21 protein-coding genes are annotated in these 22,942 nt (G+C 73.0%); 11 read left to right on the top strand and 10 right to left on the bottom strand.

The features are described from left to right. The first annotated feature begins 138 nt into the window (after nucleotides 1-138). Nucleotides 139-1,155, top strand: coding sequence for a rhomboid-like protein (locus ACQUSR_RS10275; protein ID WP_431042258.1), 1,017 nt, complete (start codon nucleotides 139-141; stop codon nucleotides 1,153-1,155). Between the two features lie 45 nt (nucleotides 1,156-1,200). On the opposite strand, the gene ACQUSR_RS10270 is transcribed toward ACQUSR_RS10275, so the two are convergent. After that, nucleotides 1,201-1,854 (bottom strand): maleylpyruvate isomerase N-terminal domain-containing protein, encoded by a 654-nt coding sequence (locus tag ACQUSR_RS10270; protein ID WP_431047487.1) that lies wholly within the window; start codon nucleotides 1,852-1,854, stop codon nucleotides 1,201-1,203. A 5-nt stretch (nucleotides 1,855-1,859) separates the two neighbouring features. Beyond that, a complete protein-coding gene (locus ACQUSR_RS10265) occupies nucleotides 1,860-2,744 on the bottom strand; it encodes an NAD(P)-dependent oxidoreductase (RefSeq protein ID WP_431042257.1) in 885 nt (294 codons plus the stop codon). Nucleotides 2,745-2,948: 204 nt separating this feature from the next. Between ACQUSR_RS10265 and ACQUSR_RS10260 the strand changes: the two genes are divergently transcribed. From ACQUSR_RS10260 to ACQUSR_RS10250, 3 genes are all read left to right on the top strand, one after another. Beyond that, on the top strand, nucleotides 2,949-3,938 hold the full coding sequence (locus ACQUSR_RS10260) for a helix-turn-helix domain-containing protein (RefSeq protein ID WP_431042256.1): 990 nt from the start codon (nucleotides 2,949-2,951) through the stop codon (nucleotides 3,936-3,938). Nucleotides 3,939-4,027: 89 nt separating this feature from the next. Beyond that, the gene (gene lon / locus ACQUSR_RS10255; protein WP_431042255.1) at nucleotides 4,028-6,475 is read left to right on the top strand and encodes an endopeptidase La; all 2,448 of its coding nucleotides are present in this window, start codon (nucleotides 4,028-4,030) and stop codon (nucleotides 6,473-6,475) included. A 136-nt stretch (nucleotides 6,476-6,611) separates the two neighbouring features. After that, a complete protein-coding gene (locus tag ACQUSR_RS10250) occupies nucleotides 6,612-7,181 on the top strand; it encodes an NAD(P)H-dependent oxidoreductase (protein ID WP_431042254.1) in 570 nt (189 codons plus the stop codon). 97 nt (nucleotides 7,182-7,278) lie between these two features. Here ACQUSR_RS10250 and ACQUSR_RS10245 read toward each other — a convergent pair whose 3' ends face one another. Continuing rightward, the gene (locus tag ACQUSR_RS10245; RefSeq protein WP_431042253.1) at nucleotides 7,279-7,872 is read right to left on the bottom strand and encodes a TetR/AcrR family transcriptional regulator; all 594 of its coding nucleotides are present in this window, start codon (nucleotides 7,870-7,872) and stop codon (nucleotides 7,279-7,281) included. Nucleotides 7,873-7,971: 99 nt separating this feature from the next. Continuing rightward, nucleotides 7,972-8,823: a lysozyme gene (locus tag ACQUSR_RS10240; RefSeq protein WP_431042252.1), complete on the bottom strand. Its 852-nt coding sequence runs from the start codon at nucleotides 8,821-8,823 to the stop codon at nucleotides 7,972-7,974. A 240-nt stretch (nucleotides 8,824-9,063) separates the two neighbouring features. Here ACQUSR_RS10240 and ACQUSR_RS10235 point away from each other — a divergent pair, with 240 nt between their 5' ends. Continuing rightward, complete coding sequence (locus ACQUSR_RS10235) at nucleotides 9,064-9,564, top strand: MarR family winged helix-turn-helix transcriptional regulator (RefSeq protein ID WP_431042251.1); 501 nt, start codon at nucleotides 9,064-9,066, stop codon at nucleotides 9,562-9,564. A 103-nt stretch (nucleotides 9,565-9,667) separates the two neighbouring features. On the opposite strand, the gene ACQUSR_RS10230 is transcribed toward ACQUSR_RS10235, so the two are convergent. Then, on the bottom strand, nucleotides 9,668-10,465 hold the full coding sequence (locus ACQUSR_RS10230; protein ID WP_431042250.1) for a hypothetical protein: 798 nt from the start codon (nucleotides 10,463-10,465) through the stop codon (nucleotides 9,668-9,670). Between the two features lie 381 nt (nucleotides 10,466-10,846). Between ACQUSR_RS10230 and ACQUSR_RS10225 the strand changes: the two genes are divergently transcribed. The 5 genes from ACQUSR_RS10225 (at nucleotide 10,847) to ACQUSR_RS10205 (ending at nucleotide 17,388) form a co-directional block, all read left to right on the top strand. Next, nucleotides 10,847-14,494, top strand: a complete 3,648-nt coding sequence (locus tag ACQUSR_RS10225; RefSeq protein ID WP_431042249.1) for a nitrate- and nitrite sensing domain-containing protein — start codon at nucleotides 10,847-10,849, stop codon at nucleotides 14,492-14,494. Continuing rightward, complete coding sequence (locus ACQUSR_RS10220; RefSeq protein ID WP_304463914.1) at nucleotides 14,491-14,979, top strand: roadblock/LC7 domain-containing protein; 489 nt, start codon at nucleotides 14,491-14,493, stop codon at nucleotides 14,977-14,979. Before ACQUSR_RS10225 ends, ACQUSR_RS10220 begins: the two co-directional genes overlap by 4 nt. After that, nucleotides 14,976-15,386: a DUF742 domain-containing protein gene (locus ACQUSR_RS10215; RefSeq protein WP_431042248.1), complete on the top strand. Its 411-nt coding sequence runs from the start codon at nucleotides 14,976-14,978 to the stop codon at nucleotides 15,384-15,386. Before ACQUSR_RS10220 ends, ACQUSR_RS10215 begins: the two co-directional genes overlap by 4 nt. Before the next feature lie 67 nt (nucleotides 15,387-15,453). Further along, nucleotides 15,454-16,071 (top strand): GTP-binding protein, encoded by a 618-nt coding sequence (locus ACQUSR_RS10210; protein WP_431047485.1) that lies wholly within the window; start codon nucleotides 15,454-15,456, stop codon nucleotides 16,069-16,071. 72 nt (nucleotides 16,072-16,143) lie between these two features. After that, on the top strand, nucleotides 16,144-17,388 hold the full coding sequence (locus ACQUSR_RS10205) for a styrene monooxygenase/indole monooxygenase family protein (RefSeq protein ID WP_431047483.1): 1,245 nt from the start codon (nucleotides 16,144-16,146) through the stop codon (nucleotides 17,386-17,388). Here ACQUSR_RS10205 and ACQUSR_RS10200 read toward each other — a convergent pair. From ACQUSR_RS10200 to ACQUSR_RS10185, 4 genes are all read right to left on the bottom strand, one after another. Then, on the bottom strand, nucleotides 17,369-18,694 hold the full coding sequence (locus ACQUSR_RS10200) for an NlpC/P60 family protein (RefSeq protein WP_431042247.1): 1,326 nt from the start codon (nucleotides 18,692-18,694) through the stop codon (nucleotides 17,369-17,371). The genes ACQUSR_RS10205 and ACQUSR_RS10200 overlap by 20 nt on opposite strands. Before the next feature lie 104 nt (nucleotides 18,695-18,798). Continuing rightward, complete coding sequence (locus tag ACQUSR_RS10195; RefSeq protein WP_431042246.1) at nucleotides 18,799-19,221, bottom strand: hypothetical protein; 423 nt, start codon at nucleotides 19,219-19,221, stop codon at nucleotides 18,799-18,801. A 4-nt stretch (nucleotides 19,222-19,225) separates the two neighbouring features. Then, nucleotides 19,226-20,050: a TetR/AcrR family transcriptional regulator gene (locus tag ACQUSR_RS10190; protein ID WP_431042245.1), complete on the bottom strand. Its 825-nt coding sequence runs from the start codon at nucleotides 20,048-20,050 to the stop codon at nucleotides 19,226-19,228. Nucleotides 20,051-20,136: 86 nt separating this feature from the next. Next, on the bottom strand, nucleotides 20,137-21,066 hold the full coding sequence (locus ACQUSR_RS10185) for an AurF N-oxygenase family protein (RefSeq protein ID WP_431042244.1): 930 nt from the start codon (nucleotides 21,064-21,066) through the stop codon (nucleotides 20,137-20,139). A gap of 189 nt (nucleotides 21,067-21,255) precedes the next feature. Between ACQUSR_RS10185 and ACQUSR_RS10180 the strand changes: the two genes are divergently transcribed. Continuing rightward, nucleotides 21,256-22,359 (top strand): ferritin-like domain-containing protein, encoded by a 1,104-nt coding sequence (locus ACQUSR_RS10180; RefSeq protein ID WP_431042243.1) that lies wholly within the window; start codon nucleotides 21,256-21,258, stop codon nucleotides 22,357-22,359. A 38-nt stretch (nucleotides 22,360-22,397) separates the two neighbouring features. Here the strand turns inward: ACQUSR_RS10180 and ACQUSR_RS10175 are convergent, their stop codons facing one another. Then, the gene (locus ACQUSR_RS10175) at nucleotides 22,398-22,811 is read right to left on the bottom strand and encodes an ATP-binding protein (RefSeq protein ID WP_431042242.1); all 414 of its coding nucleotides are present in this window, start codon (nucleotides 22,809-22,811) and stop codon (nucleotides 22,398-22,400) included. Between the last annotated feature and the right edge of the window lie 131 nt (nucleotides 22,812-22,942).

The raw sequence follows: 22,942 nt of genomic DNA, 5'->3' as shown, positions 1-22,942 counted from the left end.
GGCCTCCATCGGTGGGGTGCGACGGCCTTGGCGCCGGACGGGTTGCGTGATGTGATGACCATCACAACGATCATGCGCCCGTCGCACAGGTTCATGGTCGATTGTTGTTCCTGTTCAGTGTGAGGGAGGTGCCGCGCGATGATCGGAACGCGTACGGCGGGCAGGTCGGACCAGGACGCTCCCGCGACGGCCTCGGCGCCCGCCTCGGCGCGGCCCCCGTGGTGGGCCGAGCCCACGAGCGGCCGCGGCGGACGCGTCCGCACCGCGGATGCCTGCGCGGCGGTCGTTGCGGCACCCCCGGTCGTGGTGGCACCTCCCATCGCAGCCGCGTCCTTGGTCGTGGCGGCGCCCCCGGCCGTGGCCGCGTCCTCGGCCGTGGCGCACCCGGCCGCAGCCGCGCCCTCCGCCGTGGCCGCGCCCGGCCTCGTCGCTCCCGGCGTCAGTACGCCGCAGCTCGGGGCCGCGGCCCGCACGCCGGGCGTGCGCTCCCGGCGCGCGCGGGTTCTGCGCGTGCCCGCGTGGGCCCGGGTGCCCTTCACCCTGGGCTACGCGCTCGTGCTGATCGCCACCAGCGTCTTCGCCGACCTCGGCGACCCCGGCACCGTGGACACCCTGCTGGCCGAGTCCAGCACGGACGTCTCCCACCTCGCCGAGCGGCCGCTGCTCGTCCTGGCCGCCAGCTGCGTCTGGGTCGCGGGCGGGCTGCTGTCGCCGTACCTCCTGCTGTTCCTGCTGGTCATCGGCTCTTTGGAGCGCCGCCTCGGCTGGCTGCGCACGGCCGGGGTCTTCCTGCTCGGCCACGTCATGGCGACCATGGTCACGGAGGCGTCGGTCGCCGTCTCCGTCGCTGTCGGCCACCTCCCCGGCAGCTCGCTGCGCCGGATGGACTACGGCATCAGTTACGGCCTGCTCGCCAGCGTCGCCGCGCTCGCCGGCCTGCTGCGCTTCCGCGCCCGGCTCCCGCTGCTCGCCGTCACCGGTGCCATGCTCGCGTACGCCCTGGTGCGGATGGACGACCCGCTCACCGACTGGGGTCACGTCCTCGCGCTCCTGACGGGGCTCGCCTGCTGGCCCTGGGTGCGGCAGGCGGCCCGGAGCCGCTCGTCGAAGGACGGTACGGTCACGCGCCGCACGGTCCCGCGCGGCGCGGGCTGAGACCGTCGCGGCCACCGGTGCGCGAGCGCGGGCCGGCGGCGCGGGTCAGCCGGTACCGCCCTCGCGGACCTCGCCGTGCCACTGCCATCCGCCGCGGCGGCCCAGGCCCGGCAGCGCCGCCCGGCCCGTGGCCCACAGCAGCGTCGCCGCCGCCCCGTGACCGGCGGGCGCGTCCGGGAAGAGCCGCTCGACGGCGGGCGCGCACAGGTGGTCCGGCGGAGTCCAGTCCAGCCCGAGGGTCCGCGCGATGTCGTGGCTGTGCATGGTCATCTCGACCACGCCCATGGCGGCGAACCCCGCCCCGTCGGAGTGGCCCCAGGGGTGCCAGGCCCGGACGTCCGGCGCCGCCTCGCGCACCGTGCCGGCCAGCAGGGTCGCCGCGATCCGGATGCCCTCCAGGCGGACGGGTACCGGCGCCTGCGCGTCGAGTGAGGCGAAGAGGGAGATGTAGCGGTCGGTGGGCCGGGCGATGAGCAGCCCGGCGTAGCCGACGACCCCCAGGGCGATGTGGTCAAGGGTGGCGCGGCAGCTCCAGTCGAGGTCTCCGGCGGCACGCGACCAGACCTCGTCGCCGCGGTCGGCGGTGCCCCTCTCCAGGACGGCGGTGCACTCGGCGGCGGCCGCGACCAGCAGATCGGGCCAGGAGGCCGGTGCGGCCGGCATGGTCGGCGCGACCGGTACGGCCGGCGCGGTCGTCATGGCGGTCACCGCCGTCCCTCCCCGGCGAGCACCCGGATCACCGCGGCGTAGCTGTCCGCCCCGTGTCCCGCGTCAACCGCCCGCCGGATCTGGTCGCGGAGGAGCTCCGGCAGCGCGGTGTCGACGCCCCGGGCCTCGGCGGCGTGCACCAGGTGCTCGATGGCCGCGGCCTGGACGTCGAGGGTGGCGTCGTCGCCCGGGTAGCGGCCCTCGTCGACCTGGGGCGCGTAGGTGGTCATGAAGCCCGCCACGGCGGTGAGCCACCGCACCGCGACCGGTGTGAAGGCCGTGGCGTCGACCTTTTCCGCGCCGACCAGGGCGGCGCCGTGCAGCCAGGCGCTCAGGGTGGACCACATCATGCCGAGCAGGGCCGTGTCGTACAGGGACGCGAGCCCCGGCTCCGCGCCGATGTCGAGGGGGTCGCCCAGGGCCGCGAGCGTCCGGCGGTGACGGGTGAACGCGGACCGCGAGCCGCTGTAGAAGATCATCGACTCGGGGTTCCCGATCCCGGGCGGGGTGATCATGATCGCCCCGTCGAGGTACTCGGCGCCCCGCTCCGCCGCCCAGGCGGCCATCTCACCGGCCTGCTCGGGGGAGCCGGAGGTGAGGTTCACCAGCACCCGGCCGGAGAGATCCCCGGCGCAGGGGGCGAGGACCTCGTACAGGGCGGGGTAGTCCAGGACGCAGGCCACCACCAGCTCGCTCGCCGCGACCGCCTCGGCGGGCGTGGCGGCCGGCCGGGCGCCCCGCGCGACCAGGTCCTCGGCCTTGTGCGGCGAGCGGTTCCAGACGGTGGTCGGGTGGCCGGCCGCCAGGAACGCCGCCGCCAGGGCCCGGCCCATCGAACCGAGGCCGATGACGGTCACGGGCGGGCGGGTGTCGTCGCTCATCTGCTGTCTCCTCGTGCGCGTGCGTCGTGTCGATCACGTTTGTGTCGATCGCGTTCGTGCTGGTCACGTTCGTGTTGATCACGTTCGTGTTGATCAAGTGCGCACCACGCTCGCAAACAAGTTCGGCGTGGGACAGCGGCACCGGTGCCGTTCTCCGCACCATTCGTGCCACCCCGGATCCGGACACCTTCTAGGCTCGCGATCATGAATCCCGGGTCCGTGGCCGTAGCCGTCGTCGACGACACCGACATACCCCTGTGGGATCTGTACGAGCTGGGCATCGCGTGCGCCGTGTTCGGCCGGCCGCAGCCCGATCTCGCCGACCCCTGGTACGAGCTGCGGCTGTGCGGCACCCGGCCCGGCGCCGACCGGGGCGGCCCCGGCTTCGGCGTCCGCGTCGACCACGGGCTGGCGGAACTGGCCCGCGCCGACACCGTGATCGTCACCTCCGTCCCCGAGGCGTTCGTCGAGGGTGCCGCGGACCTGCCGCCGGAGCTGATCACGGCGCTGCGCGAGGCCGCCGACGCCGGGGCGCGCATGGTCTCCCTGTGCAACGGCGCGTTCGCGCTCGCCGCCGCGGGCATCCTCGACGGCCGCCGGGCCACCGCCCACTGGATGCACACCGGCGACCTGGCCCGCCGCTACCCGCGGGTCCGGGTGGACGACTCCGTCCTGTACGTCGACGACGGCGACGTGCTCACCAGCGCCGGGATGACCGCCGGGCTGGACCTGTGCCTGCATCTGGTCCGCAGCGACCTGGGCGCGCATGTGGCCAACCAGCTGGCCCGGCGGCTGGTGGTGCCCGCGCACCGCCCCGGCGGGCAGGCGCAGTTCGTCGACCTGTCCGTCCCCGAGACCGACGACGGCGGCCTCGGCCCCGTACTCCAGTGGGTCAGGGAACACCTCCACGAGCCGCTGACCATCGACGACCTGGCCCGGCGGGCCGCGCTGAGCCGCCGCACCCTGTACCGGCGGCTCCAGGCGGCCACCGGCACCACCCCGCTGCGCTGGCTGCTCCATCAGCGGCTCGCCCGCGCCCAGACGCTGCTGGAGACCACGTCGCTGCCCGTCGAGAAGGTCGGCGAACTCAGCGGTCTGGGTACCGCCGCCAATCTGCGCCGCCACTTCACCCGGCACGTCGGCGTCTCCCCGACCGACTACCGGCGGTCGTTCTCGCGCTCCATCGCCCCCTGATCGCTCAGAGCGAACACCCCTCGGGGAACATCGGAGGCCGCGGCTGCATTGAGCCCATATAGCTCAACTTGCCTGCCGAAGGGGAGATCATGGCTTCGACGTCCACACCGCTCACCCTGCCCGTGCTGCCGCTCGACGACGAGGTGGTGCTGCCCGGCATGGTGGTGCCGCTGGACCTGTCCGATCCGGAGGTGCGGGCCGCGGTGGAGGCCGCCCAGGCCGCCGCCGGGTCGGCGGGCGCCCCTCCGGCCGACGGGAGCGGCGACCGCGGCGGAAAGCCGCGCGTACTGCTGGTGCCGCGGATCGAGGGCACGTACGCGGCGGTCGGCACGCTCGGCACCGTCGAGCAGGTCGGCCGGCTCTCCGACGGCGACCCGGGCGCGCTGATCCGCGGTGTGCGCCGGGTGCGGATCGGCGCGGGCACCACGGGACCCGGCGGCGCGCTGTGGGTGGAGGGCACCGCGGTCGAGGAGGTCGCGCCGGATCCCCTCCCCGGTTCCGTCGCCGAGCTGATGAACCAGTACAAGGCCCTGGCCACCAGCTGGCTGCGCAAGCGCGGCGCCTGGCAGGTCGTGGACCGCGTGCAGCAGATCGACGACGTCGCCCAGCTCGCCGACAACTCCGGCTACTCGCCGTTCCTGACCCTCGCCCAGCGCGTCGAGCTGCTGGAGACCGCCGACCCGGTCGCCCGGCTCAAGCTCGCCGTCACCCGGCTCAGCGACCACCTCGCCGAACAGGACGTCGCCGAGTCCATCGCCAAGGACGTCCAGGAGGGCGTCGACAAGCAGCAGCGCGAGTTCCTGCTGCGCCGTCAGCTGGAGGCCGTGCGCAAGGAGCTGGCAGAGCTCAACGGCGACCCGGAAGGCGAGTCCGACGACTACCGGGCGCGCGTCGAGGCCGCCGACCTGCCCGAGAAGGTGCGGGAGGCCGCCCTCAAGGAGGTCGACAAGCTGGAGCGGTCCTCCGACCAGAGCCCTGAGGGCAGCTGGATCCGCACCTGGCTGGACACGGTCCTGGAGCTGCCGTGGAACGAGCGCACCGAGGACGCGTACGACGTCCAGGGTGCGAAGGGTGTGCTGGATGCCGAGCACGCCGGTCTGGAGGACGTGAAGGAGCGGATCACCGAGTACCTGGCGGTTCGCAAGCGCCGCACCGATCGGGGCCTGGGTGTCGTCAGCGGGCGGCGCGGCGGTGCCGTGCTGGCGCTCGTTGGGCCCCCTGGTGTCGGAAAGACCAGCTTGGGACAGAGCGTCGCCCACGCCATGGGCCGCAAGTTCGTCCGAGTCGCCCTCGGCGGCGTCCGTGACGAGGCCGAGATCCGCGGCCACCGCCGTACGTACGTCGGCGCGCTGCCCGGCCGGATCGTGCGGGCCATCAAGGAGGCCGGTTCCATGAACCCGGTCATCCTGCTCGACGAGATCGACAAGGTCGGCTCCGACTTCCGGGGCGACCCGGCCGCCGCGCTGCTGGAAGTGCTGGACCCGGCGCAGAACCACACCTTCCGGGACCACTACCTGGAGGTGGAGCTGGACCTGTCCGACGTGGTCTTCCTCGCCACCGCCAACGTGCTGGAGGCCATCCCCGCGGCGCTGCTGGACCGTATGGAACTGGTGCGCCTCGACGGCTACACCGAGGACGAGAAGGTCGCCATCGCCCGCGACCACCTGCTCCCGCGCCAGCTGGAGCGGGCCGGCCTGGAGCCCGGCGAGGTGTCCCTCACCGACGACGCGCTGCGCAAGCTCGCCGGCGAGTACACCCGGGAGGCGGGGGTGCGGACCCTGGAGCGCGCCATCGCGCGGCTGCTGCGCAAGGTGGCCGCCCAGCACGAACTGGGCGAGCGCGAGCTGCCCTTCGGCATCGGCGTACCCGAGCTGCGGCCGCTGATCGGGCGCCCGCACCACACGCCCGAGTCCGCCCAGGACCCGGCCGAGCGGCGCACCGCCGTCCCCGGCGTGGCCACCGGGCTCGCGGTCACCGGCGCGGGCGGCGACGTCCTGTTCGTCGAGGCGTCGCTGGCCGATCCCGAGACGGGCGGCGCTGGGCTGGCCCTCACCGGCCAGCTGGGCGATGTGATGAAGGAGTCGGCGCAGATCGCACTGTCCTTCCTCCGCTCCCACGGCGCCGAACTGGAGCTGCCGGTCGGCGACCTGAAGGAGCGCGGCGTCCACCTGCACGTGCCGGCCGGGGCGGTGCCCAAGGACGGTCCGAGCGCGGGCATCACCATGACCACCGCTCTCGCCTCTCTGCTGTCGGGCCGTCAGGTGCGGCCGGAGGTGGCCATGACCGGTGAGGTCTCGCTGACCGGCCGGGTGCTGCCGATCGGCGGCGTCAAGCAGAAGCTGCTGGCCGCGCACCGGGCCGGGATCACGACGGTGATCATCCCCAAGCGCAACGAGCCGGACCTGGACGACGTCCCGGCCGAGGTGCTGGAGAAGCTGGAGGTGCACCCGGTCTCGGACGTGCGCACGGTCCTGGAACTGGCGCTCCAGCCCGCCGCCACCGAAGCGGTCGGCCGGGTCCCGGTCGCGGCGGCCTGACGGAGGCGGGCCGGACGCCCTTCAGCGGCGGGCCGAGGCCGGCACCCGCTCCATTGACAGGCAGACAGGTCTGTCTGGTACGTTCCTGACACCGCACCAGACAGACCTGTCTGCATGAAGCTCACGAGGAGACACCGTGTCCACCCTGGTCGTACTCGCCCACCCCGACCTCGCCGCATCGCGAATCAACGCCGCCCTGGCCAAGACCGCCGAGGGCGTCGAGGGCGTGACGCTTCACGATCTGTACGCCGCCTACCCCGACGGCCGCATCGACGTCGCCCACGAGCAGCGGCTGCTCGTGGAGCACGACCGCATCGTGCTCCAGTTCCCCTTCTACTGGTACTCGGGCACGCCGCTGCTCAAGCAGTGGCTCGACGAGGTCTTCGCGTACGGCTTCGCGTACGGCTCGAAGGGCACCGCGCTGCACGGGAAGTCCCTGCGGGTGGCGACCTCGGCGGGCGCCCCGGAGGCCGCGTACCGGCCCGACGGGTTCAAGCGCTACGCCGTGGCCGAGCTGCTGCGGCCCTTCGACGCCACCGCCCACTTCAGCGGCATGCGCTATGAGGAGCCCCTGGTCGTCTACGGCACCCACGAGCTCGATGACGCGGGCCTCGCCGCGCACCAGGACCGCTACCGCGAGCTGCTGGGATCCGAGGCGCAGGGGGATCCCGAGGCGCAGGCGGACCCGGACCTCGCCGTCGCCTGAGCACGCCCGGTCGACCGCCCGGCCCGCCGCCCGATCCACCGCGCGTCCCGCCGCCCGTCCTCCTGCCCGGCCCGCCGTCCTGACCCCGCCACCGGCGTCAGGCGCGGGCCGGGCACGCCTGTTCCACCAGGCCGCGCGCGGCCTCGCGCGCGGCCCTGGCGATGGCGGGGACCGGCTCCAGCGCGGCGGCCGCCATGCAGCCGTCGATGAGAACGGAGAGCTGGCACGCGAGCAGTTCCGGGTCGGCCGCCCCGGCCGCCGTGGCGAGACCGGTCAGCCACGCGCGGACCGCCTGCTTGTGCTCGACCGTCGCGGCGTGCGGGGCGGTGCCCGGCGCAGTCTCGCCGGCGGTGTTGGTGAACGCGCAGCCGCGGAAGCCGTCGCGGACGGTCGTCTCGTGCAGCGCGTCGAAGACCCCGACGAGCTGATCCCGCGGGGCGTCCCCGGCGGCCGTCGCCGCGTCCCGCAGCGCGCCGCGCCAGTGCTCGTCCGCGCCCTGGAGATACGCGACGACCAGGTCGTCCTTGGAGCGGAAGTGGGCGTACAGCGTCGCCTTGGCCACGCCGGACTCGGCGATGATCCGGTCGACGCCGACGCCGCGCACGCCGTGGGCGGCGAACAGCTCGGTGGCGGTGGACAGGATGCGCTCGCGGGCAGAGGGGCGGGCGGATCGCGCGGTGGTCGTGGCCATGCCCCCCAGCGTAGCGACAGGTGGACAGACCTGTCCGTACGCTGGAGGGCGGGAAGCTCGACGGTTGTCGATCGGTCGTTGCCGATCAGTTGTTGTCGATCAGCCGTTGGCGAGCGCCTGGAGCCGGTCGTAGGCGCCGTTGAAGCGGTTGTGGTCACCGACGATCGGGCCGGTGGAGGTGTACTGCCAGATCGTGTGGAAGGACCAGCCCGCCGGGAGCTCGCCGACGGACGAGCCGTAACGCGGGAGCCACAGCGGATTGACGCTGCCGAAGGCGGAGCTGTTGCCCGTGCACGCCTTCCACCAGTTGGTGGAGGTGTAGATCACGGGGTCGCGGCCGGTGCGGGCCTTGTAGGTGCTGGTGAAGTCCTTGATCCAGCTGACCATGGCGCTCTGGCTCTTGCCGTAGCAGGACGAGCCGTAGGGGTTGTACTCGATGTCGAGCGCGCCGGGCAGCGTCTTGCCGTCCCGCGACCAGCCGCCGCCGCTGCTGACGAAGTAGTTGGCCTGGGTGGCGCCGCTGGAGACGTCGGGCAGCGCGAAGTGGTACGCCCCGCGGATCATGCCGACGCCGTACGAACCGGTGTACTGCTGCGTGAAGTACGGGTTCTTGTACGTCGTGCCTTCCGTCGACTTGACGTAGGCGAAGCGGACGCCGCTGCTCCACAGGCTCGACCAGGCGACGTTCCCCTGGTGGCTGCTGACGTCGACGCCTTCGACGGACGCGAGGGACGGCGGAGGGTCGCCCTGGCCGCCGGGAGCGGCGGCGCCGCCCTCGTGCTTGAGGATCTGGGAGCCCGCCCAGTGGTCCGCGCCGGGGCGGGGGGAGGGGTGCCGGTCGGCGGCCGATGCCGTACCGGACAGTGCGGCGGTCATGGCGAGGAGCGCGGCGAGCGCGCCGGCGATCGCGATCAGCGTGCGCCGGAGCGAGCCAGGTCTGTGAACGAGCATGGGATGCCTCCGAAAGCCTCGGGGCGGTTTGGGTGGGGGGAACCGCTCGGGTGGGGGGCGGAGTCGGCATGGCGTTGGTGTGGCCATGTCATATCTATGACGCTACGGGCGTAGACCACGCCGCGATAGGGGGCCCGGGTGCTGCCGTTGGTCTAATCCTGCGAAATACTGTCGGAGCTGCGGCGACGGGCGCGGCTGAAGGAAAGTTTCATCCAGATGAAAATCCGGAGAGGCGCTGACGTGCACAATACCGGGGCCGAGCCGCCCGCGAACGGGGCTTCCCAGGCCGAGGGCGCGATGGGTGTGGACCAGGCGTTCCTGGCTCTCGAACGCGAATTGGCCGTGTTTCTCCGCCGGGCCCGCGCCACCTCGGGGGATATGGCGCGCGAGGTGCACCCGGACCTGGAGCCCGCCGCGTACGGCCTGCTGGTCCGGCTGGCGGACGCGGGGCGGCAGCGGGCGACGGACCTGGCGGGCTACTTCGGCGTCGGCAAGGCGACGATGAGCCGCCAGCTGCGCGCCCTCGAAACGCTGGGGCTGGTGACACGGGCCCAGGATCCCGCCGACGGACGTGCCTTCCTGGTGCAGCTGACCGACGAGGGCAGGGAGCGGTTCCGCCGGGTGCGGAGCGCGCGTCGTGCGCAGTACGCGTGTCGGCTCGCGGCGTGGGAGCGCAGCGAGGTCGCCGAACTGGCCCGGCTGCTCCACCGGCTGAATGGTTCGCAGGACGTCGAGGAGTAATGCGCGCCGCTCCCGGATTCGTTGGTTCACCCGGTTTCTTTTGATCACCCGGTCATTACGCCATACAAATGCGACAGGGCCCGGGATCCCCGGCGCGCCTTTCTCAGAGTTCCGCGAGAATCGCCGCCGCGTCGTCATGCACCTTTCCTCCCCCAGCGCGGCCGCTGGGAGGTGCCCCCAGCTCCCCCGCCAGCTCCGGGTCCGCGTCCTCCGCCGCCCGCACCCGGTCGATCAGCCCCTGCGGCCCGTCCTTGCGCAGTACCGCGAGCGCCTCGGTCCAATCGCCCTCGCGGAACACCTCCACCCACCGCGTGGCCCCGTCGGTGAGCGCCGCCAGGGCGCGGACCTCCGCGCGCGGGGCGGAACCGGTGACCGCCCTGTCCGCGACGGCGGGGTCGGCGGCGGCGGTGAAGAAGCCGCCCGGCGCGTTGCGCAGCGGGGCCAGCTGGTGGCCCGCCGCGCGCAGCCGCTCGATCCGGTCGTCCAGTACGGGCGTCACGGTTCCGTCGGCACCCTCGATGAGCAGGACGGAGTCGGACAGGACCAGGTATTCGACGCGGTCGTCGTCCCAGCGGGCCGCGACGACGGTGGCCTGCGGAGTGCGTACGTGAGAAAGGTCACAGGCTTGACAATGTGCGTCGGCCGTTCTTTCAATCGCGGCCGCGAGGCAGGCCGTCAGCGACATATCGCGGCGCGAACCGGACAGTTCGAGAACGGCCCCGCCGAGCCGGGCGGTGAACCACGGCACCCCGTGGACGCAGCCGTCGTCACCCTCGGGTGGGGTCACCCCGTCCAGGAGTACCAGGGCCCCGCCCTGCCCCGATGCTGGTAGCGCTACTGACGCGTAGTCCTCGTTGGGTCGTTGGGGATCCCCGGGGGCGGTCGCGAGTTCGATGCGCATTCGGCCAGTCTGCCGGACCGCGGCGCGCGGTGGCCGGTTCGGGGGTGGCGGGCGCCGAGGGGTCCACCCCAGAGCGTCAGATGTCGGATTGAGGTCGGAATTGGCACTTCCGTGCAGTTGTGGGTGCGAATACTGCCAGGACCGGGAAGTGTTTTCCAACTGCGGGGGACTTTCTGGCCGCTGTGGACGACAAGCGGAAGTTGATGGTCAACTTCGCAATGATGTTCACTCGTTCAGGTGGCCGGGCAAGTGTTGCGCGTCCGCTTCACAGAGGTACTGGAATGGTCGGATTCCGTGCCAGGAGTGAGGTCAGACAATTGTTGAACCGCCGTCACCTCCTGGTTCCCCAGTGGGTCGGGCGAGAATAGATTGTGAGCACCGGTGCGGAAGAAGCGGCTTCGGGGCAGCAACAGCGAGCACAGCACACAGGACGGGCACCGCGAGCAGGACGCCGCACCGCGGCGCCGGATCGCCCGGGTCCGTAACCGGCTGGTCATCTCCGTCGCGGTGGTCGCCATCGCGATCGCCGGGGCCGGCGCCCCCGGTATCGCCGCGGCCATCGACGACACCCATGACTCGCAGCGGCTCGTCGACCTCGCCGGGACCAACCGCGAGGCCGTCGTGCTCGCCCACTCCCTCGCCGACGAACGCGACGCCATGACGGAGTTCGTGGCCGCGGGGCGCACCACCGCCTCCGGTGCCGGGGTCTCCGAGGACCAGCGGGCCCGCGTCGACCGCCAGATCAACGAGCTGCGCCCCGACGCGCCCGGCTCGGTGGGCCGGCTGCTGGACTCGCTCCCCAAGCTGCGGCAGCGGGCCCTCACCGGCCACGGCTCCGCCCTGGACGTCTTCCAGGACTACACCGCGACCATCCAGGCGCTCCAGGGGCTCGCCGACACCCTGGCCCGCCGGCTGCCCGAGCGCGCCGACACCGGCAGCACCGGGGCGCTCGCCACCCTCGGCCGCGTCACCGAGCAGGCGTCCGCCACCCGCGGTCTGCTGCTCGGCGCGCTCACCGCCGACGGCGGCCGGTCGGCCCTGGTCTCCACCGCTCAGCGGACGAACGTCCGCGAGCAGTCCGCGGTCGCCGACTTCAGCCAGCTCGCCCCCGCCGCCGTGCGCGAGCGCTACATCAGCACCGTCAACGGCACCGAGGTGACCTCCGCCGAGCGCTATCTGGGCCGGCTCACGGACAGCTCGCAGCTCTCCGCCGGCGACCTGCTGCTGGACAAGGGCCGCGTCGCGGCGGCCCTGACCGCCCGGATCGACCGGATGCGCGGCGTGGAGTCGGCGCTGGCCACCGCGGAGGTGGCCCGGCTGGAGGAGCTGCGCGACGAGGACGTCACCGCCCTGGAGATCCGCTTCGGGCTGGTGGGCCTGTGCCTGCTGCTCGCCCTCGGCGCCGGGATCTCCGGCGCCCGGTCGATGACCCGCCCGCTGGCCGTACTGCGGCTGGGTACGCAGCGGATCTCCCAGGACCCGGTGGCGCAGGAGCCGATCACGTACCGGGGGCGGAACGACGAGTTCGCCGCCACCGTCCGCGGCGTCAACGAGCTCCAGCGCTCCGCCCGCTGCGAGCACGAGCGCGCCGCCAAGCTCGACGCCGACCGCACCCGGCTGGTCGAGGAGCGCCGCCGACTGGCCGAGGAGCGCGCCGACCTGCGCCGCGACGGGGACGACCTGCGCCGCGAGCGGGACGAGCTGTGCCGTGAGCGGGACGGCGCGATCCGCGAGCGGGACGAGGCCGCCGCCCGGCTGGAGGGGATGCGGGCCCGCGTCAACGGCGGCTTCGTCAGCCTCGCGCTGCGCAACCTGGGGCTGATCGAGCGGCAGCTCGCCGTCATCGAGGGCCTGGAGGAGCGCGAGACGGACCCGGACCGGCTGGAGACCCTCTTCCAGCTCGACCACCTCGCCACCGGCATGCGCCGCTACAGCGAGAACCTCCTGGTGATCGCGGGTTCGGAGAACAAGGCCACGCACCAGGGGCCGGTGCCGCTGCTGGACGTGCTCCGCGCCTCCATCAGCGAGGTCGAGCGGTACGACCGGGTGCGGATCCAGTCCCTGCCGCCGCACTCCTACGTCGCCGGGTACGCGGCCGACAGCGTCAGCCACCTGATCGCCGAGCTGATGGAGAACGCCACCTCCTTCTCCCCGCCCGAGGCCCCGGTCGAGGTCTCCGCCTGGCTGGTGGAGAACGGCGAACTGATGCTCTCCGTCCAGGACGAGGGCATCGGGATGACCCCCGCCCGCCTGGAGGAGCTGAACAACCGGCTGGCCGAGCCGGTGCCCGAACACTGCCAGGGCCCGAACGCGGAGGACCCGCTGGGCCTCGGCCTCTACGTGGTGACGAGGCTGGCCGCCCGGCACGGTGTCCGCGTCCAGCTGCGCGAGCAGCCGCAGGGCGGCGTCGCAGCCGTGGTGATCCTGCCGGCGAAGATCCTGCCCGCCGTGCCCGCCGAGGCGGGCCCGGGGCCCGACCCGGTGGCCCCCGGCCCCGGAACCTCCGACACCGGAACCTCCGGCGCGGGGACTTTCGTCGCGAGCCACGCATTCCCCGGCCAGACGGCCGAGGCCAACTCCCACACGCTGCCCGGCCAGGACCGCGCGGCCGCGGCCGGCTCAGTACCGGGCGTCCCCGGGCACGACGCCGCGGAGGCGGCCCGGATCGGCGGCCACGCGCTCCCCGACGACGGCCTCCCACTGGACCGCGACCCGCTGTACACGGGTGAGGCCGCCCCGGAGGGGCCGGACTTCGGCGCGGGCGACCTGGACTTCGTCGCGGACATCGAGGTGGACGTCGCACCGGGCGTGGACCCGCTGGTAGCCGCCGCGGAGCGGACCATCCAGCTCGCGGCCATCCGCGGCGACCTCAAGCCGTCGCAGCACCCGGACCGGGACCGGGGCCGGACCCCGGACCGGGAAGCGCCCACCTCCGCCCCCGCCGATCGGGACGTCTCCGGCGAGGAGCACTCCGGCGCGCCGGATGTGTCGTACGCCGACGACGACGCCCTGTCGGGCACCGGCCCGGCCACGTTGCCGCTGCTCCCGTCCCGTCGGAAGCGGAGCTCCGACGACGGCGACGCCCAGGCGGAGCTTGGGGCGGGCCCCCTCGGCGACGCGCTTGACGGGCCGTATGCCGACGAGGTCTCGGCGGGTACCGGTACGGCCGACGGGGCGTACGCCGACGCGGTACATCACGGCGACCACCCCACGGATACCCCGAGCGGCGGTGTGCCGATCGCCGGTCCGCCGGCTCCCGGGCACGCGTGGGCCACGGGTACCGCGCCGGAGCCGGGACCGGAGCAGGGAGTGGACGGCGCCGCCCGGTCCGGCGCGCCCGTCGGCCCCACGGCCGGACCGGTCGCCGGATTCATGGCCGAGCCGTCCGTCTCCGACGGGACCCCCGCCAGGGGCGTCGCCTGGCGATCGGCCCCCGCATCCGCCGGGACCGGCGCGCCGGACGGGCCGCACGGGCCGGACTCCGGTCCGCACGCGGCCGGCGCCGACGAGTACGAGCTTGTCGCCCCCCTGTGCCCTGGGGGCGTGGGGGAGGACGAGGTACCGCCGCCGCTGCCGTCCCGGCGCACGCCGGGGCGCGACGGCGACGCCGTCCGCCAGGTCGACCACCTGGCGGACTCTCCCCCTACCCCCGCGAGTGGGGGGACCCCCACTCGCGGCGGTGTGCCCGTCGGCGCACCGTCCCTCGGCCGCCCGGGCGGTGAACCGTCGCCCCCCGGCGGGCCGGTCTCCGAACGGCCGCTCACCGGCAAGGGGCTGCCCAAGCGCACCCCGAAGACGGTGTCCCTCCCCCTGGGCCCCGGGGGCGTGGGGGGACCACCGGCACCCGCCGCGCGGCGGAGGGCCCGCGGTGTCAACGCCGACGAACTGCGCCGCAGGTTGGGCGGGTTCCAGCAGGGTGCGCGGGACGGCCGGCGCGACGCCGCGGCGGAGATCGTGGAACAGAGCGGCCCGCAAGGACCGACGGGGGTGCAGGACGAGGGTGGCACTGTTGAGGAGGCACGCGAGTGAACGCGCCCAGTAGTACCTATGGACTGAGTACCGAAGCCCGCAATCTGCATTGGCTGCTCGCCAATCTGGTGGAGGAGGTGCCGGGCGTCCGTTCGGTGGCCGTGGTCTCGTCCGACGGCCTGCTGCTGCTCTCCTCCGATCCGCAGGCCAGGGCTTCGGCGGTGGGCGACCCGACGGCCCAGGACGGGCCGAAAGGTTCCAGCGCCGACCTGGCCACCATCGTCTCGGGCCTGGGCAGTCTGACCCTCGGCGCCTCCCAGCTGATGGACGGCGGCGGGGTGAAGCAGACCATGGTCGCGATGGACGAGGGCAGCCTCTTCGTCATGTCGATCAGCGACGGCTCGCTGCTGGGCGTGCACGCCACCCCGGACTGCGACATGAGCGTGATCGCCTATCACATGGCGCTCTTCGTCGGCCGGGCCGGGCATGTGCTCACCCCCGAACTCCGGAGCGAGCTGCGCAGATCGCTGGAGTCGGGGCAGTGACCGCGAGCCCCGTACTGCCGATACGCGGCGCGCTCGGCCGCAAGCCGGGCCGGGTGCGCCCGTACTCGCTGACCGGCGGCCGCACCCGGTTCGGCCATGTGCTGCTGGTGGAGACCTTCGTGGCCGCGCTGGACGGCCCGGACGACCTCCGGGGACCGGCGGCGGCCGACCGGACGCGTGTCCCGCGGGTACTGCCCGAGATCCGGGCGATCGTCCAGCTGTGCCGTCGCATGCGGTCGGTCGCCGAGATCTCCGCGCTGCTCAAGATCCCACTGGGCGTGGTGCGGGTCCTGCTCAGCGACTTGGCCGACCAGGGGAAGATACGCGTCTACGGCACCGGGCGGGGCCCGGGGCAGCCGGACCGCGCACTGCTCGAAAGGGTGCTCGTTGGACTTCGCGGACTCTGAGGCGAACGGCGCGGCGGCGGCGAAGGACACCACCACCGTGGCGGCAACCAAGGACACCGCCACCGCGGTGGCGGCGACGGCGGTGGCGGAGCCGGACGCCGAAGAGGGGCTCCAGGGCTGGCAGACGGACCGTTCGCGCGCGCCGATCGCGACCAAGATCGTGATCGCGGGCGGCTTCGGCGTCGGCAAGACGACCTCCGTCGGCTCGGTCTCGGAGATCACTCCGCTGCGGACCGAGGCGCTGATGACGCAGGCCGGCGAGGACGTCGACGACACCGCCGCGATCCCGGAGAAGCTGACCACGACCGTCGCGATGGACTTTGGCCGGATCACCCTCGATTCCGACCTGGTGCTCCATCTGTTCGGCACCCCCGGCCAGCAGCGGTTCTGGTTCATGTGGGACGACCTGGTGCGCGGGGCGATCGGCGCCGCGGTGATGGCCGACACCCGGCGGCTGGAGGACTGCTTCCCCGCGCTCGACTACTTCGAGAGCTGCGGACTGCCGTATGTGGTGGCGGTCAACCACTTCGAGGGGACGCCGCGTTACGAGGCGGAGGACGTGCGCGAGGCGCTCTCGGTGCCCGCGGACGTCCCCGTGGTGATCATGGACGCGCGCAAGCGGGACACGGTGATCGAGGCGCTGCTCGCTCTGGTGGCCCACGCCCTTGACCTCACCCCCGAGTGACGTAACGTCTGGCTCACCCCTGATACGGAACTTCTCGTTCCTCTTGATGTCTTGAGCTGGAAGGCAGTCGTCATGCGGAAGATCCTCATCGTCGGAGCCGGGCAAGCCGGCCTCCAACTCGCCCTGGGCCTACAGGCCCAGGGATACGAGATCACCCTGATGTCCAACCGCACCGCCGACGAGATCCGCACCGGGCGGGTGATGTCGACCCAGTGCATGTTCGCCACCGCGCTCCGGCACGAGCGCGATCTGCGGATCAACTTCTGGGAGAGCCAGGCGCCGCGGATCGAGGGCCTGGGCGTCTCGGTGACCGGGCCGGAGAGCGCCCGCGTCATCGACTGGGTCGGCCGGCTCGCGGGCGGCTACGCCCAGTCCGTCGACCAGCGGCTGAAGATGGCCGGTTGGGTGGACACCTTCACCCAGCGCGGCGGCCAGCTCGTCATCCACGGCGCGACCGTCTCCGACCTGGACTTCTTCGCCGACCGGTACGACCTGGTGCTGGTGGCCGCGGGCAAGGGCGAACTGGTGTCGATGTTCGGCCGGGACGCCGCCCGCTCCCCGTACGACAGCCCGCAGCGCGCGCTGGCCGTCAGTTACGTCCACGGGCTGGGCCCGCGCCCGGAGCACCCCGAGTTCGACGCGGTGCGCTGCAACCTGGTGCCGGGCGTCGGCGAACTCTTCATCATGCCCACCCTCACCACGTCCGGCCGCGCCGACATCCTGTTCTGGGAGGGCGTGCCCGGCGGCCCGCTCGACGTCTTCCAGGGCATCAAGGACCCGGCCCAGCACCTGGCCACGACGCTGGAGCTGATGAAGACCTTCACGCCCTGGGAGTACGACCGGGCCGCCAAGGTGGAGCTGACCGACGCGGGCGGCACCCTGGCCGGCCGCTACGCCCCGACCGTACGGAACCCGATCGGCAGGCTGCCCGGCGGCGGCCTGGCGCTGGGTGTCGCGGACGTCGTCGTCGCTAACGACCCGATCACCGGGCAGGGCTCCAACTCCGCGGCCAAGTGCGCGGCTTCCTACCTCGCCAGCATCGTCGAGCACGGCGACAGGCCCTTCGACGCCGACTGGATGCAGACCACGTTCGACCGCTACTGGGCCACCGCCCAGCACGTCACCAAGTGGACGAACGCGATGCTGGCCCCGCCGCCGGAGCACGTGGTGGGCCTGCTCGGCGCGGCCGGCGAACTGCCGCCGGTGGCCGAGCGCTTCGCGAACGGCTTCGACGACCCTTCGGACTTCGAGGACTTCTTCTACGACCCGGAGAAGACGGCGGCGTACCTGGCGGAGGTCACCTCCGGCCTGTCCTGACCTTGAGGGCCGGGGCCGGGGCCGCGGGCGGCTCCCCCGGGGCGGGAAGGGGCTTCGCGGGGTCGGGGACCTTCGCGGGTTCGGGCTTGTCCGGGGCCGGTTTCTCCGGTGCGGGCTTGTCCGGGGCGGGGTTCTCGGGTGCGGGCTTGTCCTGAGCGGGCTTCTCGGAGACCGGCTTCTCGGGCGCGGGCTTCTCAAGAGAGGGCTTCTCGGGGACGGGTACGGGCATCCCCGGGTCGGCGGCGGGCTTCCCGGTGTCGGGGAGGGGCGGTGCGGCGTCCGGCCGCACCACACCCCGGATCGGGTACGTGGCCAGCGGGGCCATCCGCACCCGGTTGCCCGGTCGCGGCGCCTCCACCATCACTCCGTCGCCCGCGTACAGCGCCACATGCGTCGCCTTCGGGTAGTAGACCACCACGTCGCCGGGGCGCAGCTCGCTCAGCGGCACGCGCGGCACGGTCCGCCACTGCTCCTGGCTGGTGCGCGGGATGATGTGCCCGGCTCGCAGCCACGCCTGCTGGGTCAGCCCCGAGCAGTCGAAGGCGTCCGGCCCCTCGGCGCCCCACGCGTACGGCTTGCCGATCTGCCGCATGGCGTAGCGCAGGGCCCGCGCGCCCTTCTTGGACGGCCTGCGCTCGGGTGCGGCGAGGGCCCGGGTGGAGAGCAGCGTGCGCTGGGCGGCGGCCGTCTCCCGCTTCTCGCGCTTGCGCAATGCGGCGAGCTGGTCGGTGCTCAGCGAGGCGAGGGCGCGTTCGATGTCGGCGAGCCGTCCGGTGACCTTCTCGTGCTGCTCGCGGCGCTCGTCGGCCAGGTCCCGCCGCTTGTCCAGCGCGGCGTCGGCCCGGGCGGCGACGGCGTCCGCCCGCCGCTCGCCGCGCTCCAGCCGCCCGATGATCAGAGCCTGCCGGTCGGCGGCCCGGCGCAGCTCGTGGCGCTCGTCGGCGACCCGCCGCAGATCACCGCTGAGCAGCGTGTGTACGGAGTCGGACAGGCCGCCGGCGCCGCCCCGGTACTGCTGCCCGGCCAGCAGCGCGGCCCGGGCCCGATGTCCGGCGAGCGCCCGCCGGACCCTGGCGAGCTCGCGGTTCAGCCGCTCGGTCCGGGCCTGCTGCTTGTCGAGTTTCGCCTCGGTGTCGTTGTACGCCTCGGTGGCTTCCTCCGCCTTGACGTAGAGCGTCTGCAGCCGGGTCAGCAGCTCGGCCACGGAGGGATCGGCCGCGGCTCCCGTCGGGGGCAGGGCCACGGCGGCAGCGGCCAGGGACAGCGTGCAGACCGTACGGACCGTGCGGCCGAAGCGCCGTGACACGCACACCACCTCCGGCGGGATCGCGGGGGCCTCAAGGGCCTCGGGAGGATCGTGACACGTGTAGTCGGACTATTGGTTTATATGCGCGCGTATGGGGCGCGGGGTCACCCGTCCGGGCTGCCGGTGTTCTTGGGGCCGTCCGGGGTGTCGGTGTTCTTCGGGGCGTCCGGGTTGCCCGGGCGGTCTGGGTCGCCCTGGTCATCCGGGGCGCCCGGGCCGTCCGGGTTGCGCGGGCTGTCCGAGGTGCGCGGGCCGTTCGGCGCGCTCGGCTTGCTCCACGGCCACTTGGGGCCGCCCCACGGCTTCGCGTCCGGCGCGTACTCGTACCGCCAGCCCCGCACCAGCCCCAGCCGCTTCGACGTCGCGGCGGGCACCCGGTGGTAGACGTACACCGTCGGCGGGCCGCCGTCGTCGTCGGGCACCGGGACCTCGTACGTCTTCGGAGGGTGCCCGGTCACCCCCAGCAGCACCGGCAGCACCCGGCCGTCCAGCGGGCCGCCGGTGAACAGTACGTCTTCGCTTCTCACGCCCTCAGTCTCGCGTGCCGTCGCCGGAGCCGCCCGCCCGGGTGGCCGAGGCCGAGGCGGCGGGCGGTGCCGGCGACGGCCGCGGGCCGGCCAGCAGCCGCGGCGCGTCCAGCAGCAGCGGCGCCAGCCGGCGCGCCAGCTCGCCGACCGGCCCGTCCGCCGGTTCCAGGGGAAGCGCCCGGCGCAGCACCTCGGCGGCCTGCGGCTCGGTCGCCGACGTGGCCGCCAGCAGGGCGACGAAGTGGTCGACCATCCAGCCGCGCAGCTCGGCCGCCGGTTGCTGCTTCTGCTCGTCCAGCCAGATCAGCGAGGCGGCCTCGACCGCCGCGATCCAGGTGCGCACCATCATCCGCAGCCGGGGGCCCGGATCGGCCACGTCCAGGTGCCGCAGGATCTGCTCGGCGGCGGCCCGGCGCACCCCGTCCACGATCGCGCTCGTACGGGAGGTCTCGGCCACACTGCCGCCCTGCAGCAGCGCGCTGAACCCGGTGCTGTGCTCGGCCACGAACGCCAGATAGCGGTCCAGCGCGCGGGTCAGCCGCCGGGTGAGCGGACCGGTCTGCGGCTCGGCGAAGCACAGCTCCAGCTCGTCGACCGCGCTGCGCAGCGCGGCCTCGTACAACTGCTGCTTGCCGCCGGGGAAGTAGCGGTAGACCAGTGGCCGGGAGGCCCCGGCGGCGGTGGCCACGTCGTCCAACGACACGTCCTCGGGGGCGCGCTCGGCGAAGAGCGTGAGCGCCACGGAGATCAGCTGCGCGCGCCGCTCCTCGACGCTGAGCCTGCGGTACGCGCCGCGCCGCGCGGCTGCCGGGACGCTGCCTGTCGTCATGCCAGGCAGCGTAACCGCCCCCACAACAGGGCCCGCGCCCCAGGGCCCGGGACCACGCGAGCAGCCCGGAACGCTTGGCGCGCGGGTCAGGCGAGCAGCCCGGAGCGCTTCCACAGTCTGCGCCCGACACCCCGCAGCACCCCGATGTCGTCCAGGAAATCCGTCAGTCGCTTCGCGCCGGACTGCATGACCTCGCGCCGGTGCCCGCTCGCCCTGACCTGTGCCACGGCCTCCCGCCGGTCCAGGCCCACGTTCTCGTACACCTGCGGATTGACGAACGCGACCGCGAAGACCCGTGCGGCCTGGCCGGAGCTGACCCGGGTCAGCTCCGCCTCCCAGCGCGGGCAGGTGGCCATCTGGCGGCGGAGCTCCTCGCGCGCGTACCGGACATGGCGAGCCTCCTCCACCACATGGATCCGGGTGACGCCGCGCACCAGCGGCTGGACGCGCTCGTCCGGGAACGTCAGCCGCTGCATCCAGTCCAGGATCTCCTCGCCGAGCAGCGTCGCCGCGAACGAACCGGGCGTGGTGGAGACGGTCTTCAGCACGCGCGCGAGGTTGTGGTGCAGCGGCGAGACCGGGTATGTGGGCGTGCCGCCCTTCTGTATCAGCCGCGCGAACATCTTGGAGTGCCGGCACTCGTCGGCAATCTCCGTCAGTGCGTACCGCACATGCGCGCTGGTCACCGGCCGGTCGTAGATGTGCCGTACCAACAGCTGCATCAGGATGATCTCGAACCAGATGCCGAGCGAGGCCAGCGCGGCGGCCTCGTGCCGCGCCAGGTCCAGCCGCTGCTCCTCCGGCATGCGCCTCCACAGCGGGGTGTCGTACAGCGAGACCAGCTCCGGCGGCCAGAACCACTTGCCGTCCTCGTACGGGGCGTCCCAGTCCAGTTCCGTGTCGGGGTCGAAGGAGTGCTTGGCCGAGGACTCCAGCAGCCGCTCGGCCACCTGCTCGCGATCCTTGAGCAGACCGAGCGCGTCCCGGAGCGCCGCCGGTTCGATCGTGGACGTCATGGCTGAGAACACCTCGCGTGTGGGCAGTCCGGGCCACCGTTACCCGGGGTCTCCCCCTTATGAGACTCCGCGTCAGCAAGCTCGTCAATCCCTTGCGCGGAATGTTGACCCTTCAAGTCGGGAGTGTGAGCCTGCCCGTGCCGCCCGTGTGACAGGAACCGGGATGGCAGACCAGCGAAGGAGGCGTCGGTGGGGACGGCAGAACTCTACGCACGGCAGCCCGAAGAGCCGATCTGGCAGGTGCCCGCCGCCGGGGCGGCCCGGTTCACCTGGGAGTACGACGACCACCGCGAACGGCTTTTGGCCCTGTACCAGAAGGGCAAGGACAAGCAGTGGGATGCGGCCAAGCGGATCGACTGGGACCTGGAGGTGGACCCGGACGACCCGCTGGGCACCCCTGACGAGTCGCTCGTCCTCCACGGCACCCCGCACTGGGCGAAGATGACGGCGAAGGACAAGGCCGAGCAGCGCAGGCACTTCACGGCCTGGCAGTTCAGCCAGTTCCTCCATGGTGAGCAGGGCGCGATGGTCTGCGCCTCCCGGATCGTCGAGGCCGTCCCCGACCTCGACGCCAAGTTCTACTCCGCCACCCAGGTCATGGACGAGGCCCGGCACGCCGAGATCTACAGCCGGTTCCTGCACGAGAAGCTCGGGATGCTCTACCCCGTCAACACCGATCTCCAGGCCCTCCTCGGCGACACCCTCCGCGACTCCCGCTGGGACATGCCCTACCTGGGCATGCAGGTGCTCATCGAGGGCCTGGCGCTCGCCGCGTTCGGCATGATCCGCGACACCACCGACAAGCCCTTGCCCAAGCAGATCCTCACGTACGTGATGCAGGACGAGGCCCGCCACGTCGCCTTCGGCCGGATGGCGCTGCGCGACTACTACCGCGAACTGTCCGATGGCGAGCGGCGCGAGCGCGAGGAGTTCGTCATAGAGGGCTGCTATCTGATGCGCGACCGGCTGCGCGGGGTCGAGGTGCTGGAGAACTTCGGCATCCCGAAGGCCGAGGCGGCGGAGTACACGGAGCGGTCGGATTTCCTGCACCTGTTCCGCAAGCTGCTGTTCAGCCGCATCGTGCCGTGCGTGAAGGACATCGGGCTGTGGGGGGAGCGCTTGCAGCGGGCGTACGTGGACATGGGCGTACTGGAGTTGGGCGACAGCAACCTGGACCTGCTGATGGCGGCGGACGAGGAGCAGGCGGAGCGGCTGGACGCGGAACGCTTCGCGGCGGAGGAGGCGGCGCGGAGGGCGGAGGTGGCGGAGACGGTGGCCGCCGCCGAGGGCTGACCGGCTGGACCCTGCGGTCGGCCGGACCCTCCGGTCGGCTAGGCGAGTTGGCGTGCGCCGAGTTCGAACCACGTGGCCTTGACGTGCCCCGGCCCGTGCTCGCAGACGCCCCACGCGTCGGCACCCCCGGAGATGAGCGCCATGCCGCGCCCGCACTCGTCGTCGGGGGTCACGGTTGTCCGGCAGGCCGGGCGTCCCGGGGCCTCGTCGTGCACGAGTACGCGGAGGTAGTCGGCCTCGGCGTGCGCCGCCCACTCGGCGAAGAGGGTTACGGGTGTTGAACAGCCGCTGTTCAGGCACGCGTTGACGGAGTTGGTGACGGCCTCGGAGGTGAGTAAGAGGGCGGTGTCGGTGAGGTCGCCGCGGTCGGCGGCGAGGAGCAGGGATCGCACGGTTTCCCTGGCGGCGCGGACCCAGACGGGTTCGGGCGGGAAGACGAGGGAGACGAGCATGGCGGACCTCCCGGGTAGGGGCTTGCCGATGGCGCCCCGACGCTATGAGCACGCGTGAAGCGGTAGCAACCGTGAACGGCGAGGTTCCCTCGTGTGGGTGATGTGCAGCCCAGTTGGTGGACCCGCGTTTA

It is taken from the genome of Streptomyces sp. P1-3 (assembly GCF_050613155.1).
GTDB lineage: Bacteria > Actinomycetota > Actinomycetes > Streptomycetales > Streptomycetaceae > Streptomyces.
This window is presented reverse-complemented; position numbering and strand designations above follow the sequence as displayed.

What these genes read in the sequence shown, in the direction of transcription:
- ACQUSR_RS10275 (WP_431042258.1), top strand. Translation starts at nt 139, where the DNA reads ATGATCGGAACGCGTACGGCGGGCAGGTCGGACCAGGACGCTCCCGCG.
- ACQUSR_RS10270 (WP_431047487.1), bottom strand. Translation starts at nt 1,854, where the DNA reads ATGACGACCGCGCCGGCCGTACCGGTCGCGCCGACCATGCCGGCCGCA.
- ACQUSR_RS10265 (WP_431042257.1), bottom strand. Translation starts at nt 2,744, where the DNA reads ATGAGCGACGACACCCGCCCGCCCGTGACCGTCATCGGCCTCGGTTCG.
- ACQUSR_RS10260 (WP_431042256.1), top strand. Translation starts at nt 2,949, where the DNA reads ATGAATCCCGGGTCCGTGGCCGTAGCCGTCGTCGACGACACCGACATA.
- lon (WP_431042255.1), top strand. Translation starts at nt 4,028, where the DNA reads ATGGCTTCGACGTCCACACCGCTCACCCTGCCCGTGCTGCCGCTCGAC.
- ACQUSR_RS10245 (WP_431042253.1), bottom strand. Translation starts at nt 7,872, where the DNA reads ATGGCCACGACCACCGCGCGATCCGCCCGCCCCTCTGCCCGCGAGCGC.
- ACQUSR_RS10240 (WP_431042252.1), bottom strand. Translation starts at nt 8,823, where the DNA reads ATGCTCGTTCACAGACCTGGCTCGCTCCGGCGCACGCTGATCGCGATC.
- ACQUSR_RS10230 (WP_431042250.1), bottom strand. Translation starts at nt 10,465, where the DNA reads ATGCGCATCGAACTCGCGACCGCCCCCGGGGATCCCCAACGACCCAAC.
- ACQUSR_RS10205 (WP_431047483.1), top strand. Translation starts at nt 16,144, where the DNA reads ATGCGGAAGATCCTCATCGTCGGAGCCGGGCAAGCCGGCCTCCAACTC.
- ACQUSR_RS10190 (WP_431042245.1), bottom strand. Translation starts at nt 20,050, where the DNA reads ATGACGACAGGCAGCGTCCCGGCAGCCGCGCGGCGCGGCGCGTACCGC.
- ACQUSR_RS10185 (WP_431042244.1), bottom strand. Translation starts at nt 21,066, where the DNA reads ATGACGTCCACGATCGAACCGGCGGCGCTCCGGGACGCGCTCGGTCTG.
- ACQUSR_RS10175 (WP_431042242.1), bottom strand. Translation starts at nt 22,811, where the DNA reads ATGCTCGTCTCCCTCGTCTTCCCGCCCGAACCCGTCTGGGTCCGCGCC.